We start from the raw sequence: 17057 nt of genomic DNA, 5'->3' as shown, positions 1-17057 counted from the left end.
TGTTTAATTATATCACATAAAATATAAATAAATAGCAATAAATAAATAGCACAATATTGGCCATCAATAAGACTTGATAATTACTTTTGTACCAATTCTAATAAAATTTTGGCTTAACCATCTTGCATCATGTGGTTTAACTCTCACACAGCCATGACTCGCATTATAGTTTGGTACATCAGGAGATCCATGTATTGCATATAATTTGCTAAAGAACATACAATAAGGCATTGGAGCTCCCCCACCACCTAAAGGATAACGACTGGAACGGCACCCAGGACCACCTTTACTGATAACTCTAAATACCCCAGAAGGAGTTTTACACGATCTGCGAACATCAGCACAGTAATGCTTTCCACCTGATCCACGCCCTGTACGCACGACCTTACCATTCGCATTGATAGCTTTCCAGGTTAGTGTATTAGGATTAAAAATAAAGGTATTTCCTGCTGCAAATCCATTGCTAAATAAGAATACCCCTAAGATAATAGACAGAACTTGAGATAACAATCTCAAACGAAAATTGGACTTTTCCATAATCAAGCCTATTTGATTTCCATTATTTTTTATTTTAGTTTAATTTTTGAACAATTCAAATGCTTTACACAAATTGCTGTATCCGCATGAACCAAACAAAACGCCATGAAAATGTTCTATGTTGCTCCACAAACTAAATAAAAATAAAAGTAAAATTCTTATAAAAAAGCAAAATTCTATTTTTTGTCCTACTATATAAAGTGAGACTCCAAAAGAAGGATAAGAAATCATGTCAAGGAAATTACTTATTGCTAGTACTCTAATATTAAGCAGTTCCTTATTTCCCTTAGTGACAAATGCTGAAGACTCATCAAATCCTAGCGAAATGTCCAAAGATGCTTGGCTAAATTCTATGACTCCTTTATTGCCAGATCTTATTTGCAAAGGATTTATTCAAGATGCAGATCTTAAAAAGAGATTTGATGAAATTAAAATGACCTATGAACAATGCGTTACTTTAATTCCTGAAAGCACTAAAAAGTGTCAAGATGAACTATATGCCGGTATGCCAGATAAAATCAATAGTGAAACTGCTGCAACCTGGGGAAGGTCTTTAGGGGAATGTATTGGAAAAGACTTTGCTGAAAAGCATTTAATTCCAAAATAAATTACTAAAAAGACGAATCATAAAAATTATTAGATTGACATGATTGTTGGGCTTCACTGGCACTCAGTCGTAATTCGAGTTGCAATTGAACAGAAGTGAAGCCCAGAAAAATTCTATTGATAAAATGGGCGATACTATCCCTCTTCCCAATGATTTATCTCAGCTTTTTTAGTTAAAAACTCTATGAACTGTTGATGTTGAGTCAATTCATCGTCAGTCGCATTTATTATAATTGGATTTTTCAAATTCAATAACTTATGTTCCTGCGCTTTCATTTTTGAATGACTCAGAGTGGATTCAACTTCGGAAAACAGGTTACTCTGACCACCAGTCATTGCCAGGTAAACGTAAGCCAAAATTTCTGCATCCAGCAAAGCACCATGCAACTCACGATTAAAATGATTAATTTCATATCGTTTGCATAAAGCATCGAGACTGTTACGTTGGCCAGGATGTTTTTCTCTGGCTAAAACCAAGGTATCAGTGATATGACAATACTCTTCTAAAGTCTTTTTCCACTTTACATGCTTTAATTCTGAATTAAGAAAACCTACATCAAATGGCGCATTATGAATAATGACTTCAGAGTCCTCTATAAATTGCAAAAACTCCATTACAATTTCGTGGAATAAAGGCTTATCTTGTAAAAATTCAGTACTTATACCATGAACTCGGAAGGCACCCTCATCAACCTCTCTCTGTGGATTAAGATAAACATGAAAGTGGTTTCCAGTTAATTTTCGATCAATAAGCTCGACACAACCTATTTCAATTACTTTATGACCCTGTTCTGGACCAATTCCAGTTGTTTCAGTATCTAATATAATTTGTCTCATAGTGCTATGATAATTCCTCAATACCCAGATTTGCCAAAGAATCGACTAAATCGTTCTCCAAATGACCCGAGTGTCCTTTAACCCAATGCCAATGAACGTTATGAACTGAAGCCAAATTGTCCAGGGATTTCCAGAGTTCTGCATTTTTGACCAATTCTTTTTTTGAGTTACGCCAACCGTTTAATTTCCATGTTTTTATCCACTCCATCATCCCTTGGCGCAGATATTGTGAGTCAGTATACAAATCCACCTCACAGGGTCGTTTTAATGCTTCCAGACCCTTAATTGCCGCCATCAACTCCATACGATTGTTAGTAGTTTGCATCTCTCCACCATGAAGAGTTTTCTCTCTACCGTTATAACGTAGCAAAACACCCCAGCCACCAGGACCAGGGTTTCCTTTACATGCACCATCAGTATATATTTCTACCTTCATAAAAATAAATCAGGACAAAGTTGAGCTTTGGGATTCATAGCATAACAAGAAAAATCAGTTACACCACTTTGTTTTAATACTTCTTCATCTATAAAAAAGTTTCCAGTTGTGGACTTTGAGGACTGGTTAATAATCCAATAAGCAGCGTCGGCCATAATCTGCGGTTTGCGGCTTGCCATATACATTTCACTAGGAAAATGGACTCGTATAGCATCGGTTGCGATAGTAGTCCTTGGCCATAAAGAATTGACAGCAATTCCAGCTTCTTTAAATTCCTCAGCAAGGCCTAAAGTACACATACTCATACCATATTTACTGATAGTATATGCCAAATGAGGGGCAAACCAGGTCTTATCCACGTTCAATGGTGGGGATAAAGTCAGGATGTGTGGGTTGTCACTTTTTAACAAATAGGGAATGGCCGCTTGAGAACAAGCAAATGTGGCCCTGGCATTAACACCCTGCATCAAATCATAACGTTTCATTGTGGTATTTAAAGTATCAGTTAAACTGATAGCACTCGCATTATTCACTAATACATCCAGTCGCCCAAAAATTTCAATCGTTTTGTTTACTGCGCTCTGGATTTGTTGTTCATCTCTGACATCAACCATTAAAGGCAAGGCTTTGCCTCCCAGCTCTTCAATTTCCTTAGCAACTGAATAAATAGTTCCTTCAAGCTTGGGGTGAGGCTCGGCTGTTTTAGCAGCAATAACAATACAAGCTTTATCACTTGCCGCAAATTTCAAAGCGATTTCTCTTCCAATCCCTCGACTACCGCCTGTAATAAAAATAACTTTACTCATAGTTTCTCCTTCAACTTGATTCCACCTACCCAAGCCATGACTCTACGCATTAAAAATCCGTAGGGCGGATATAACCAGCTAACTGTAGAAATAAATCGTTGCACCAACACTGGTTTTAATTTTGAAAAAGTATCAAAACCTTCTCTTCCATGATAGTGCCCCATACCACTATGTCCCACACCACCAAACGGCAGATCATCAATTGCAATATGCATTAATGTCTCATTGATTGTCAAAGCACCGGATAAGGTTTTCGTTTGAATCAATTTTATCTCACTCTTATCTTCCCCAAAATAATACAAGGCAAGTGGATTGGATGAAGAATTGATATAATCTATTGCATCATTGAAAGAATGATAATTTATAACAGGCAAGATGGGACCAAAAATCTCTTCTTTCATGACACGCATATCATTTGTTACATCGAATACAAGGTACACAGGCAATTTTGAACTTTCTGGAACTAACTCTCCAAATTCAACAATACGCCCCCCTTTGCTTCTGGCATCCTCAACAAGCTCTAACAAACGCTGCTTGTGGCTCTCTGAAATAATACTGGAGTACTGTGCATTGTTCATTAACTCAGGATAGAAAGTGTTAATAAATTTCTTAAATTCTCGTTCAATTACTTCTTCCCAGCCTCGGGGAACCAATAAATAATCGGGGGCAATACATGTCTGAGCAGCATTGAACAGTTTCCCCATGAACAAGCGCTTAAAATAATTGAGATTCATCGAAGATGATAATACCGCAGGAGATTTTCCACCTAATTCTAAAGTAACAGGGGTCAAATTTTCACTGGCAGCCTTCATTACTAATTTCCCAACATTCGTCGAACCAGTAAACATAAGATGACCAAACGGTAAAGTAACAAATTGTTTTGATATTTCAATATCACCGTTGACTACACAGATATAGTGATTTAATCCAATAGATTGAATCAATGAATGCAAGGCCTCACCAATGTTGGAAGATAATTCAGACATCTTGATCATCACTCTGTTTCCAGCTGCCAGCGCATAAATAGCGGGGACTAAAGACAGATAAACCGGATAATTCCAAGGCACTAAATTACCTACAACCCCAAGAGGTTGTGGTATAACATAAGCTTTTGCTGGAATAAACAGCCAGGACACACTTCGGTGTCTTTTTTTCATCCAATACTTCATCTTTTTTAAGCAATAGTTAATCGCTTTTATTGTTGGGAAAATCTCCAAAAACAGGGTTTCTTCAACTGCACGATGCGTGAAATCCTTATTAATTGCTTCTGCCAATGTGTAAGCTTCTGTTTGTAATGCTTTTTTAAGAGCAGACAACAATTTTCTTCTTTCATACAAAGATGGATACGGGTTGGTTTCGTATTCCTTATCCAATGCTTTATATTCAGCCATCAAATCCATTTGATATTCCTTACAATTCATTCTGTAAATTCAGTAATGAAAATTCCTTATTTAAAATCTTCTTTTTTACTATCTCAATGTCAGGGGCAAAATATCGATCTTTATCGTACTCTTTCACTACTTTCCTTACACTTCGATAAATTTTGTCAAGTTGAGGAGAGGTCTTTAACGGTTTATGAAACTCCAAGCCCTGACAAGCTGCCAATAATTCAATAGCGAGAATAGTTGATGTGTTATCGATCATCTCATGTAAGCGACGAGCTGCACTTGTTGCCATAGAGACATGATCTTCCTGATTTGCAGAAGTAGGAAGACTATCAACAGAGTGGGGATGTGCGAGAGCTTTGTTATCGCTTGCACAAGAAGCAGCGGTTACATGTGCAATCATAAAACCTGAATTTAAACCACTTTCTTTTACTAAAAAAGCGGGCAATCCACTAAAATTTTTATCTATTAATAAAGCAATTCGCCTTTCCGCATTGCTACCTATCTCAGACAAGGCTAATGCAAGGTTATCAGCAGCCATTGCAATGATTTCGCCATGAAAATTTCCCCCGGACAAAATATCTCCCTGCTCTGGAAAAACCAGGGGATTATCAGATATCGCATTGGCCTCCACTTGCAGAGTTTGTCCTACAAATTCCATCTGATGAAGAACAGCTCCCATGATTTGTGGTTGACACCTTAATGAATAAGGATCCTGGACGCGATTGCAATGTCTATGAGACTCTCGAATTTGGCTACCTGCTAATAAATTTCTATACATGGAAGCAACAGCAATTTGAGCTTGATGCCCACGAATCTGATGTATTCTGTCATCAAAAGGCACATCACTCCCACAAGCAGCATCCACTGATAAACTACCCGATATAATGCCCGTTTCAAATAATGCTTCAGATAGAAATAAGGCGGACAATGCCAGAGCTGTAGATACTTGTAGGCCATTAAGAAGCGCCAAACCCTCTTTCGCCTCCAACTCCAGGGGTTTCAATCCAGCTTTCCTCAGCCCATCTTCCGAACTTATAATTTCCCCCTGGTATCGGACTTCACCTTCTCCCAATAAAGGTAAAGACAAATGAGCAAGAGGAACCAAGTCTCCAGAGGCACCTACAGAGCCTTTTGCTGGAATACATGGATATATTTTGTGATTAAATAAAGTAATTAAAGCATCAATTAATTCAGGCCTAACCCCAGAATATCCCTGAGACAAGTTATTGATTTTTAACAATAAAATCAATGAGACCACTTCATCGGGTAACAAATTTCCTGTGCCACAAGCATGAGATAACACGATGTTGCGCTGCAATTCTTTTAAATTTTCTGAAGAAATTCTCTGGTTCGCTAAAGAGCCAAAACCTGTATTAACTCCATAAACCGTTTTATTGTCATCAATCACACTTTGTACCGTTTGATGTGACGCTTTAATCAATTCATATGCATTCTCAGCAAGGACACAATTTTGTCCTCCTTCTATAACTTGCTTAATAGAAGTCAGTGATAATTGGCCAGGCTGTAGTATAAAACGTTCAGACATAACGATGCTCCATTAAGATTCCATAGGTAACCAGAGCGAATTCTCTTTTGCGCATTGCTTGGCAAGCTGATAACCAGCATCCGCGTGCCTCATTACACCAGTTGCTGGATCGTTATGTAATACACGAGATAGTCTCTTTGCCGCTTTTTCTGTTCCATCCGCAACAATAACAACACCGGCATGTTGCGAAAAACCCATTCCCACGCCTCCTCCATGATGTATGCTGACCCAAGTAGCACCGCTAGCACAATTTAATAACGCATTAAGTAATGGCCAGTCAGACACAGCATCACTACCATCCAACATGCCTTCTGTTTCACGATTAGGACTGGCCACGGAGCCAGAATCCAAGTGATCACGACCAATGACAATAGGTGCTTTAACCTGTTTATTTTTTACCATTTCATTAAAAGCCAAGGCGAGACGTGCTCTGTTCTTGAGTCCTACCCAACATATTCTGGCTGGCAGGCCTTGAAATGAAATTTTTTCCTTGGCCATATCCAGCCAATTATGTAAATGATGATCGTCGGGTATCAATTGTTTCACCATCTCATCTGTTGCATAAATATCATCCGGATCACCTGATAATGCTACCCATCGAAATGGTCCTATTCCTTCACAAAACAAAGGTCTGATATAAGCAGGAACAAAGCCTTCAAATGAAAAAGCATTTTTTTCTCCTGCCTCTAATGCCATTTGTCTTATGTTATTGCCATAATCAAAAACAGGAATTCCTCTCTTCTGAAATTCGAGCATGGCATGCACTTGAACAGCCATTGATTTCTTGGCTGCTTCAACAACTTGTTCAGGAGACTTTTGCCTCATTTCAGCTGCTTGCTCCAGAGACCACCCTAAGGGTAAATAACCATTGAGAGGATCGTGAGCACTAGTTTGATCAGTGACCAAAGAAGGTTGTGCCCCACGTTCAATCAATTGAGGAAAAATATCCGCTGCATTCCCCAAAACGGCGACTGAAACAGGTTGCTTACGCTGACAGGATTCATTGATCCAGTTTAACGCTTCATCCAAATCATCCGTGTAACGATCCAGATACTTTGTCTGTAATCGTTTTTCAATTCTATGGCTGTCACATTCAACAGCTAAAACACTCGCCCCTGCCATAGTTCCTGCTAATGGTTGTGCTCCACCCATTCCTCCCAAACCTGCTGTTAAAATCCAACGTCCTGCCAAATTTCCCTCATAATGTTTCTTGGCTGCAGCGACGAATGTCTCATAAGTTCCCTGGACAATTCCTTGTGACCCAATATAAATCCAACTGCCAGCAGTCATCTGGCCATACATCATTAGTCCTTTCTTGTCTAATTCATTAAAATGCTCCCAGGTAGCCCAACGAGGAACTAAATTAGAATTTGCTATTAATACTCTCGGAGCATCTTCATGAGTGGTAAATACCCCTACAGGTTTTCCAGACTGAATTAGTAAGGTTTGATCACTGTCTAATAGTTTTAGTACATGTATTATTTCATCAAAACATTGCCAATTTCTGGCCGCCTTACCAAGCCCTCCATACACGATTAAGGACTCGGGATCTTCTGCGACAAGAGGATCGAGGTTGTTACAAATCATCCGTAACGCTGCTTCAGTCAACCAACTTTTAGCTTGAATTTCGGTGCCTCTAGGGGCAGAAATAACACGTCTAGTCTTGTCTTTGTACATCAAGAATGCTCCTATCGCTATATCAATATCAGTTACTATTCACTTCACTGACTGCTAAAAATATTTAGCATCATACACGAGTCAACTTTCTGCGGGAACGAGATATTCCAATGAATTAGGAAAAATACGCTAATATGACCAATCAATATTCATACTGTTTTTTATATGATATAATTTTGTTTATTAATTAATTTATTATTCATAACATAGACCAATATGGAAAAACACCCAAAATCTATTCGCATCTATTTTACAACTGAAATGTGGGAACGCTATGGTTTTTACGCCGTCCAATCCTTGTTAGCACTTTACTTAGCTTTACATTTTGAATGGCCCGATAAGGAAATCTATTCTTTGGTAGGGTCATTCACAGCACTGACTTACCTCTCACCGTTGATAGGCGGTTGGATTGCGGATAAATTAATTGGTCAAAAGCGAGCAATATTATTGGGTGCAATTGTCTTATTTTTAAGCTATTGTCTTTTATCCTTAACTGACCATTCTTTAGCATTGATTTCGTCACTTGCTGGCATAGCTGTAGGAACTGGTCTATTAAAACCCAATATTTCATCATTATTAGGCAATGAATATCCTGTAGGTTCAACAAAAAGAGAAAGTGGATTTACTATTTTTTATATGGGCATCACCTCTGGAATTATTCTGGGAACCACTTTACCTAGCAAGCTTAATGAACATTTTGGTTGGGCCGCTTCATTTACCAGCGCAGCAATTGGATTGATCATCGCGTTTATAGTATTTTTATTTGGCATTCATCGATACAAAATTAATGATTACAACCCTTTTGTTTTTCAGCCAAGTAAAATCATTTCGGCTTTTGTATTATTAATTCTGCTCTGGGCCTTGTCTTTTTACATTCTCAGTTCTCCTCAACTAGCCAATATTATGTTTGGACTTGTGGTACTTTTTTCGGCCAGTTACATTTTATACTCCGTCAATCGCGAAAACGCCAATCAATCACGTCAAACATTAGTTATTGGCCTGCTCTGTATTATCTCAGTTGTTTTTTGGGCATTTTATTTTCAAATGTTTATGTCCCTAACCTTATTCATAGCACGAGTAGTTCAACCAAAACTCTTAGGTATTGATTTCCCACCACCGTATTACATCACAGTACAGAGTATTGGTATGTTAATCATTGGCTATTTTCTGGCAAAAAGGCATCATAACCTTACAATGATTGAAAGAGGCTTGAGCACCGGGAAAAAATTTATACTTTCAATGGTATTCATGACCGCAGCTTACTCAATTATTGCATTAGTAAGCAGTGTAGTTGATAAATCCATTTTAATTTCTCCTCTCCTCATCATTCCGGCTTACTTGATGATATCCTTGGCTGAATTATTGCTTTCCCCTGTAGGTTTATCCGCGATAACAGTACTCGCAGATAAAAATAAGGTGAGTACCATGATGGGTATCTTTTTCGTTTCATTAGGAATTGGCGGCTTCCTTTCAGGAAAATTAGCTGATTTAACAGCCATTCCCGCTGGAGAAACGAACATAATCACTTTAAAAACCCTGTATGCTACAGCATTTGCCCAACAACTCAGCATATTGTTTGTTGCTACATTAGGCTGCATCGTTCTGTTTGCTGTGATTAAATTTTTACTGACACACATTCAGATTCCTGAAAAATAATGGACTATTTTCTTGCAGTTTAGGTTCCATCCTTTAAACTTAATGTGTTTATCCTGCATGGAACCTAAAATCTCTTTTTATATAAATCAATTGTTGATATTATTTGACATTTTTTGACGGAATATATCTTAGTTATGACTGAACAAAACACTATGCTGGAAAAACTGTTAAAATCTCTTGAAGACATTCAAGCGATCGACATCAAGATCATTGATGTACATAAACAAACAACAATTACTGATTATATGGTCATAACTTCAGGGCGTTCCTCTCGACATGTCAAGTCCATAGCTCAAAAAGTTCTGGAGGATATGAAACTCAATGGTCTCCCATGTTTAAGTTCCACTGGCATAGAAAATGGCGACTGGGCTTTAATTGATTTTGGGGATATCATATTGCATGTCATGCAGCCAGAGTATCGACATTTTTATAATCTGGAGGGTTTATGGGAAGATCATACTACTAGTTCCTGATTATTGATTATGCTAAAAATTACTATTATTGCTCTTGGAAACAAAATGCCTGATTGGGTAACCTTAGGCTCAAATGAATATGCGAAACGGTTTCATGATAACATTCAGGTAAAAATCATTGAAATCCCGCTGATGCGTCGTAGCAAATCATCCGACTTGGCAAGAATACTGGAAAAAGAAACCACACTAATTAAGGATGTTTTACCCACCAGTGCTCGTCTCATTGCCTTGGATATGCTGGGAAAATCCTTTAGTAGTGATGATTTAGCCCATAAGATAAGCCACTTACAACAAATTTCAAGCCATCTTTGTTTTATCATAGGTGGACCCGAAGGGCTCTCTACTGAGATATTGACCCTTTGTGACGAACGCTGGTCTCTTTCCAGGCTAACACTTCCTCACCCATTGGTACGTATTATTTTATTGGAGGCACTTTACAGAGCCTGGTCTATTATTAACAATCATCCCTATCACAAATAAACACATCAGAATTTACAGTTTGCCCAGCAGCTACACTAAAAATGAAAGAAAAGGATACTTCATAAACAGGATATCATTGGTAAAAATCTGCAATTTCGGTTACTATTCCCACTTTTGTTTGGCCTTACAATAATACTCTGCGATGTATCGGAATCAATCATTTAAAAATTACCGCGCTGAATCCCAACATCAACGATTTAGACTTAATCTATTAATTGCAATTCTGATTATTTTATCTTTAATACTCATTTTAAGATTAGCTTTCCTACAAATATCAGAATTTAAGCGATATCAGACTTTGTCTTTAAAAAATCAAATGAGCATTATACCTATCGCCCCTCCCAGGGGGGTCATTTTGGATAGAAATGGAGTATTATTGGCTGAAAATATACCTGTTTATGTACTTGAGATCACACCTGAGCGTGTCAAAAACTTGAAACGGACGTTGGCTAAGCTTCAAGAATTACTTCCTTCAATCACGGACGATGATATCGATAGTTTCAATAAAGCCAGATCACAAAACCGTTCTTTTGTTCCTATACCCATCAAATTAAAATTAAGTCAGGAAGAAGTCGCTACTTTTGCAAGTAATCAATACCATTTTCCAGGGGTCAGTATTAAGGCCAGATTGATGCGTCATTACCCCCTTGGAGAGATTACAGCTCATGCTCTGGGATACGTTGGCAGAATTAATATACAAGAATTAAAACAAGTTAACGCAACCAATTACCGAGCCACCAACTTTATAGGCAAAGCAGGTGTTGAAAAATACTATGAGGACGTTCTCCATGGTAAAGTTGGTTATCAAATGGTAGAAACTGATGTCAGCGGGCGTACTCTGAGAGTGATAAATAAACTTAATCCACATTCAGGGGCAAAACTGTATTTAAGCATCGATTCCAGGCTACAGGAAGCTGCTTATAATGCCCTTAAAGATAAACGCGGTGCTGTAATTGTCATCAATTCCCATAATGGTGAAATCCTGGCGTTGGTCAGTTCTCCAAGTTTTGATCCCAACCTTTTTGTCAGCGGAGTCAGTAAAAAGGATTACAAAATTTTATCCAATGCACTTCAAAGACCTCTTTTTAACCGCGCGGTCAGAGGCGTATACCCGCCTGCCTCAACTATCAAACCGTTTGTCGGATTAGCTGGCCTAGATAAAGGCTTCATCACAACGACTACAGAAATTTACGACCCTGGAAAATACAAATTACCTACTTCCAGCCATATTTACAGAGATTGGAAAAAAACCGGGCATGGAGTGATTAATTTTAAGCGTGCCATCACAGTATCTTGCGATACCTTTTTTTATCAATTAGGTAATAAAATGGGAATTTCCAATATTGAAGACATGTTAGTCAAATTTGGTCTGGGGCAATTAACTCATGTTGATCTTTATGAAGAAGCGAATGGAGTAGTTCCAAGTGCTCGCTGGAAAAAACAGGCAAAGGGAATATCCTGGTATCCTGGAGATACTTTAATTTCAGCGATAGGACAAGGATTTATGTTAGCTACTCCTCTGCAAATGGCTAATGCTACTGCATCTTTAAGTCAACATGGACAACGCTTCAGACCCCACCTGCTGATCAAAACTGTAAATAGTGATACTAACGAAGGAGAAAAATACAAACCTATAGAAGAGTATCCAATTTACCTGAGAGATGAGTCCAACTGGGATGTGGTTATCGATGCCATGCATAGTGTCTTAACCAGCAATGAAGGAACAGGCTATCGTTTTGGTAGAAATCCTCCTTATCCTGTTGCTGGCAAAACAGGAACAGCACAAGTTTACAGTGGAAGACAATATGAAAAAGCCAAATATGAAGATATCCCTGAACATCTGAGGGACAATTCTTTATTTATTGCATTTACTCCAGTAGAAAAACCAGAAATTGCCATTGCAGTAGTAGTTGAAAATGATACTATCGCTTCAACTGTAGCTCGTAAAGTACTTGATACTTATTATCAACTTTATCCAATAAAAGAACACCATGAGTAGACAAACGACTAAGCCAGTATATCGCTTCACCGCCAAGTCCCTTCATCTTGATCTCCCATTGCTTGGGTTAATACTTAGCCTTATTGCGTTTGGACTCTTGGTACTCTACAGCGCCTCAAACGCTAATATGAGCATGATCATGCGCCAATCTATGAGGCTTCTCTTTGCTTTTCTGATTATGTTCATTTTGGGGTTTATCCCCCCTCATAAATATAAAATTTGGACCCCATGGATTTATGGAGTAGGTTTAAGTTTGTTAATTGCAGTCATGTTAATGGGAAAAATAGGTAAAGGAGCTCAACGCTGGCTGGAATTAGGCTTATTTCGCTTCCAACCTTCTGAAATTATGAAATTGGCTGTGCCTATGATGGCCGCTTGGTTCTTTGATCGACAATCTCATCCCAGCAGTATGCGCTCAATTGGCATCGCCTCGCTTATTATTTTTATTCCTGCACTACTCATTGCAAAACAACCTGATTTAGGTACAGCCATAATGGTTACTGCCGCTGGTTTATGTGTGGTCTTTTTAGCTGGAATACGTTTTAAAGTAATATTATTAATTGCATTACTGCTGTCTTCTGCCATTCCGATTGTCTGGAACCTGATGCATGATTACCAAAAACAAAGAGTCTACACTCTTATTGATCCTGAGCAAGATCCACTTGGTTCAGGCTATCATATTATTCAATCCAAAATAGCAATAGGCTCTGGTGGATTAATAGGTAAAGGATGGTTAAAGGGCAGTCAGTCTCACTTGAATTTCTTACCTGAACATGCTACCGATTTTATTTTTGCTGTCAGTGGTGAAGAGTTTGGATTTGCAGGTGGGTTTGCAATTATTGCCCTAATCGTTTTAATTTCCTTGCGCAGTTTAAATATTGCCAGCAATGCACAAACCACCTACACGCGTCTTCTTACTGCCAGCCTTGCCATGACCTTCTTTCTGTCCGCATTCGTCAATATTGGGATGGTCATGGGGATTATTCCGGTTGTAGGTATACCACTCCCACTCGTCAGCTATGGCGGTACTGCTATGGTAACTTTCTTGGCTGGTTTTGGAATTTTAATGTCGATCAGTTCACACAGAATATTATTTAATAGTTTGAATTAATTAATGTGATTTTATTGCATCAAATATTTTCCAGGACTCCATACAATACAGTTTGTGCAACATAATTATATTATTGCATTGGCGGTTTTATTTAGAAACCAAATCCGCAACGGGAGAATAACTTCTTCGATGAATCCTGCATGGGCCCAAACGTATCAAGGCTTCTTTGTGATCTCGAGTTGCATATCCCTTATGATCCGCAAAACCATAACCTGGATATATTTTATCGAATGCTATCATTTCTTCGTCACGCAATACTTTGGCGAGAATGGAGGCAGCACTAATTTCCGGGATCAAACTATCCCCCTGGACAATTGCCTTGCATGGGATGTTCAATTGTGGAACATATAATCCATCCACTGCAACCATTCTTGGTTTAACAGGTAACGCTTCAACAGCTCTTTGCATTGCCAATAAAGTGGCATGATGGATATTAAGCTGATCAATTTCTTCCACTTCAGCTCTACCATAAGCAAAAGCTAATGCTTGCTCTTTTATTTTAATAGCCAGTAAGTTTCTTTGTTTCGGGCTTAATTTTTTGGAATCAGCGAGCCCTTCTATAGGTTCCTTTAAAATAACTGCGGCAGTTACAACAGCCCCAGCAAGTGGTCCTCTCCCAACTTCGTCGACACCAGCGGTCAATACTTCTTGTTCTGAATTCATGCCATTGCTCCCTGCGGAAAATTAAGCGTAAGATAATATCTATTTAATATAAGTGCAACAGAAGAAAATAAGTCTATTTTTATATGAGTTAGAAAACTTGGAATTGGTTTAAAAATAACAAAAAAAATAGGAAGGATATAATTTAGTATTATTGTCATAGGTTAAGCACGATAACTATGGGAAAGACAATTGATTTATCATTAAGGAAATGCGATCATAAGTACAAATAATTATCAATTGATGACCTGATGAATAAAATTCGTTGTGCAGTAATTGGTGTTGGATACCTTGGCCGATTTCATGCCCAGAAATACCAGCTTATTCCTAATGCAAAATTGGTTGCAGTTTGTGACGTTAATCCTACAGTTTGTGAAGCAGTTTCCAGAGAATTAAATATTCCTGCGTATCTCAATTACAGTGATTTATTTGGCAAAGTAGATGCTGTAAGCATCGCAGCAACTACAAACAAGCATTTTGAAATTGCAAAAATCTGCATACAGCATGGAATACATGTCCTAATTGAAAAACCAATTACTGAAACAGTTGTTCAGGCCGAAGAATTAATTCAACTCGCTAAACAACATCAAGTTAAATTGCAAGTAGGACATTTAGAGCGTTTTAACTCCGCCCGTCTTGCCTTGGATGAATATCTGGACGCCCCATTATTTATAGAATCTCAAAGACTCGCACCGTTTAACCCCCGCGGGACTGATGTCAATGTAATACTGGATTTGATGATCCATGACATAGATATCATTCAAAATATAGTACAGAGCCCAATCAAATCTATTATGGCTCAAGGAGCGCCAGTCTTAACAAAAGCTATTGATATAGCAAATGCCCGAATTACCTTTGCTAATCACTGTGTAGCCAATGTGACAGCCAGTAGAATCAGCTTTAAAACAGAAAGAAAAACAAGAATATTTCAAGACAATTCCTATATTTCTATTGATTACCACAATAAGCAATTTGCCGTATTTAAAAAAGGCTCTGGAGAAATGTTTCCCGGAATACCAGACATCACAAGGAACCAAATGGAGTTTGAAAAAGGGGATGCTTTACTTGAAGAAATAAAAGCTTTCTTAAATTGTATAGAAAATGACAGTATACCTCTTGTTACTGGAGAAGAAGGAAGAGATGCGTTAAAGACTGCTGAACAAATCACTAACCTAATCAATAGTAATCTTGTAGAACGCTATGCCGAATGTTAACCGCATAGTTATTGTAGCTGGTGAAGAGTCTGGTGATCACCATGCAGCAGATCTGGTAAGGCAGTTAAAAACTGTTTACCCAAATCTGGAGGTAAGTGGTATTGGTGGAAAACACTTGAAAGCTGCTGGAGCTCATTTAATTTCAGATTTAGCACGTTATGCAGTAACTGGTTTAACTGAAATAATCCCTTTTTTGAGAATATTTCATAAAGCTTTACAGGATATTAAATTGCATTTAAGTGCCAAAAAGCCAGATTTGCTGATTTTGGTGGATTATCCTGCTTTTAATTTAAGATTGGCCAAATATGCGAAGAAAAAATTAGGTCTTAAAATTATCTATTATATCAGTCCTCAAATTTGGGCTTGGAAAGGCAAGCGTATTCATCTTATTAAGGAATGTGTTGACAGAATGGCTGTCATATTTCCATTTGAAAAATCCATTTATGAAAAAGCAGGAGTTCCTGTCAGTTTTGTTGGGCATCCTTTAGTAAAAAAGGTGGAGTCTGCCCAAGATAAAATTTCCAGTAGAACTTCTTTACGATTACCACTAAACGAACAAATTATCGCATTACTTCCTGGTAGTCGAAATTCAGAAATTGAGCGACATTTACCAATTTTAGTAGATACAGCAAAGTTATTGACGAAAAGTTATTCCAAACTCCAGTTTGTAATCCCTATAGCAGGAACTATAAATCCCGACAAAGTGAAGGCTTATTTCAACAATCAGGGCTTAACCATTACCTTTATTCAGGGACATGCACTAGAATGTATGTCTTCAGCTGATTTTGTTATTGTGGCTTCTGGTACTGCCTCTTTGGAGTGCGCATTATTAGAAAAACCAATGTGTATTATTTATAAATCATCCTTCCTTACTTATATTGCAGCCATGCATTTTATTAAGGTTAAATTTCTAGGATTATGTAATCTTTTAGCCAATAAAATGATGGTTCCAGAATTTTTACAATACGATTGCAATGCTATTGAATTATCAAGATATATTTCCAATTTTCATAATGATCTTAACCAGCCCCAGTCAATGATTAACCAACTGACAACACTTAAAGAATCACTGTCATCAAACAAGTCTGATTGCTCCCTTTTTGATCTCGTAGTGGCTGAATTGCCCGATAAAAATGCGCAGTTTTGATATGAAAATCTAGATTATCATTTAGCCTTCATGTACAATTAATTTTGCTTTCATTTCTATGTGCAAGCAATTGGAATGTATGATTTAATTAATAATAAGGAAGTTAAGATGAATGTCATTGATACACAAGCTACAACTCAATCCACTAAACAAGAACAAGGTTTACAGGATTTAGTTTACAGTTTGGTTACCCGCTTTCTTGCTGAAAACAAATCCAAATCAATTAATGATCTATATGATATGATACTGTCAGAAGTTGAACCACCTCTGTTACAAGCTGTAATGGAAAAACGTCGTGGAAATCAATTACAAGCAGCTAAGATGTTGGGTATTAGCCGCGGTACAATTAGAAAGAAACTACAAAGATATTTCGGTACCAAATATTTTCGCTTAACTGAAGAATAAGGAAAATTTTAAAATAAAAGGGCCCAATTTTCGGGCCTTTTTATTTTATGCTCAATCTCCCTGATTACTGTTTAATCCA

The 17057-nt window shown here is 37.8% G+C and carries 17 protein-coding genes; 9 read left to right on the top strand and 8 right to left on the bottom strand.

Annotation, left to right across the window (positions count from 1 at the left end; all coding sequences use genetic code 11):
• Positions 1 to 63 precede the first annotated feature (63 nt).
• Positions 64 to 537, bottom strand: coding sequence for a L,D-transpeptidase (locus tag ACZ5EK_RS07200; RefSeq protein ID WP_464432238.1), 474 nt, complete (start codon positions 535 to 537; stop codon positions 64 to 66).
• A 229-nt stretch (positions 538 to 766) separates the two neighbouring features.
• On the opposite strand from ACZ5EK_RS07200, the gene ACZ5EK_RS07195 reads away from it, so the two are divergent.
• On the top strand, positions 767 to 1144 hold the full coding sequence (locus tag ACZ5EK_RS07195; protein ID WP_464427362.1) for a hypothetical protein: 378 nt from the start codon (positions 767 to 769) through the stop codon (positions 1142 to 1144).
• 134 nt (positions 1145 to 1278) lie between these two features.
• Here the strand turns inward: ACZ5EK_RS07195 and dnaQ are convergent, their stop codons facing one another.
• The 6 genes from dnaQ to hutU are packed head-to-tail and all read right to left on the bottom strand — an operon-like array spanning position 1279 to position 7833.
• On the bottom strand, positions 1279 to 1980 hold the full coding sequence (gene dnaQ / locus ACZ5EK_RS07190; RefSeq protein ID WP_464432236.1) for a DNA polymerase III subunit epsilon: 702 nt from the start codon (positions 1978 to 1980) through the stop codon (positions 1279 to 1281).
• A gap of 4 nt (positions 1981 to 1984) precedes the next feature.
• The gene (gene rnhA, locus ACZ5EK_RS07185) at positions 1985 to 2416 is read right to left on the bottom strand and encodes a ribonuclease HI (RefSeq protein WP_464432234.1); all 432 of its coding nucleotides are present in this window, start codon (positions 2414 to 2416) and stop codon (positions 1985 to 1987) included.
• Complete coding sequence (locus ACZ5EK_RS07180) at positions 2413 to 3222, bottom strand: SDR family oxidoreductase (protein ID WP_464432232.1); 810 nt, start codon at positions 3220 to 3222, stop codon at positions 2413 to 2415. The genes rnhA and ACZ5EK_RS07180 overlap by 4 nt, the downstream gene beginning before the upstream one ends.
• The gene (locus ACZ5EK_RS07175) at positions 3219 to 4622 is read right to left on the bottom strand and encodes a coniferyl aldehyde dehydrogenase (protein ID WP_464432230.1); all 1404 of its coding nucleotides are present in this window, start codon (positions 4620 to 4622) and stop codon (positions 3219 to 3221) included. The genes ACZ5EK_RS07180 and ACZ5EK_RS07175 overlap by 4 nt, the downstream gene beginning before the upstream one ends.
• Positions 4623 to 4632: 10 nt before the next feature.
• A complete protein-coding gene (gene hutH / locus ACZ5EK_RS07170; protein ID WP_464432228.1) occupies positions 4633 to 6156 on the bottom strand; it encodes a histidine ammonia-lyase in 1524 nt (507 codons plus the stop codon).
• Positions 6157 to 6168: 12 nt separating this feature from the next.
• Positions 6169 to 7833: a urocanate hydratase gene (gene hutU, locus ACZ5EK_RS07165; protein WP_464432225.1), complete on the bottom strand. Its 1665-nt coding sequence runs from the start codon at positions 7831 to 7833 to the stop codon at positions 6169 to 6171.
• A 216-nt stretch (positions 7834 to 8049) separates the two neighbouring features.
• On the opposite strand from hutU, the gene ACZ5EK_RS07160 reads away from it, so the two are divergent.
• From ACZ5EK_RS07160 to rodA, 5 genes are all read left to right on the top strand, one after another.
• A complete protein-coding gene (locus ACZ5EK_RS07160) occupies positions 8050 to 9489 on the top strand; it encodes a peptide MFS transporter (RefSeq protein WP_464432223.1) in 1440 nt (479 codons plus the stop codon).
• 134 nt (positions 9490 to 9623) lie between these two features.
• Positions 9624 to 9962, top strand: a complete 339-nt coding sequence (gene rsfS / locus ACZ5EK_RS07155) for a ribosome silencing factor (protein WP_464432221.1) — start codon at positions 9624 to 9626, stop codon at positions 9960 to 9962.
• Positions 9963 to 9971: 9 nt separating this feature from the next.
• Positions 9972 to 10442: a 23S rRNA (pseudouridine(1915)-N(3))-methyltransferase RlmH gene (rlmH, locus tag ACZ5EK_RS07150; protein ID WP_464432219.1), complete on the top strand. Its 471-nt coding sequence runs from the start codon at positions 9972 to 9974 to the stop codon at positions 10440 to 10442.
• A 142-nt stretch (positions 10443 to 10584) separates the two neighbouring features.
• Positions 10585 to 12441, top strand: a complete 1857-nt coding sequence (mrdA, locus tag ACZ5EK_RS07145) for a penicillin-binding protein 2 (RefSeq protein ID WP_464432217.1) — start codon at positions 10585 to 10587, stop codon at positions 12439 to 12441.
• Complete coding sequence (gene rodA, locus ACZ5EK_RS07140) at positions 12434 to 13552, top strand: rod shape-determining protein RodA (RefSeq protein WP_464432215.1); 1119 nt, start codon at positions 12434 to 12436, stop codon at positions 13550 to 13552. The genes mrdA and rodA overlap by 8 nt, the downstream gene beginning before the upstream one ends.
• Positions 13553 to 13639: 87 nt before the next feature.
• On the opposite strand, the gene rnhB is transcribed toward rodA, so the two are convergent.
• Positions 13640 to 14215, bottom strand: coding sequence for a ribonuclease HII (gene rnhB, locus ACZ5EK_RS07135; RefSeq protein WP_464432213.1), 576 nt, complete (start codon positions 14213 to 14215; stop codon positions 13640 to 13642).
• A 248-nt stretch (positions 14216 to 14463) separates the two neighbouring features.
• Between rnhB and ACZ5EK_RS07130 the strand changes: the two genes are divergently transcribed.
• From ACZ5EK_RS07130 to ACZ5EK_RS07120, 3 genes are all read left to right on the top strand, one after another.
• A complete protein-coding gene (locus ACZ5EK_RS07130) occupies positions 14464 to 15426 on the top strand; it encodes a Gfo/Idh/MocA family protein (protein ID WP_464432211.1) in 963 nt (320 codons plus the stop codon).
• On the top strand, positions 15413 to 16573 hold the full coding sequence (gene lpxB, locus ACZ5EK_RS07125) for a lipid-A-disaccharide synthase (protein WP_464432209.1): 1161 nt from the start codon (positions 15413 to 15415) through the stop codon (positions 16571 to 16573). The genes ACZ5EK_RS07130 and lpxB overlap by 14 nt, the downstream gene beginning before the upstream one ends.
• A gap of 108 nt (positions 16574 to 16681) precedes the next feature.
• Positions 16682 to 16978, top strand: coding sequence for a helix-turn-helix domain-containing protein (locus tag ACZ5EK_RS07120; RefSeq protein ID WP_010947100.1), 297 nt, complete (start codon positions 16682 to 16684; stop codon positions 16976 to 16978).
• Positions 16979 to 17057 lie beyond the last annotated feature (79 nt).

The sequence above is a fragment of the Legionella sp. JM-2024 genome (assembly GCF_055389095.1).
The sequence above is the reverse complement of the archived record's forward strand: the minus strand, read 5'-3'. Positions and strand labels throughout refer to the sequence as shown.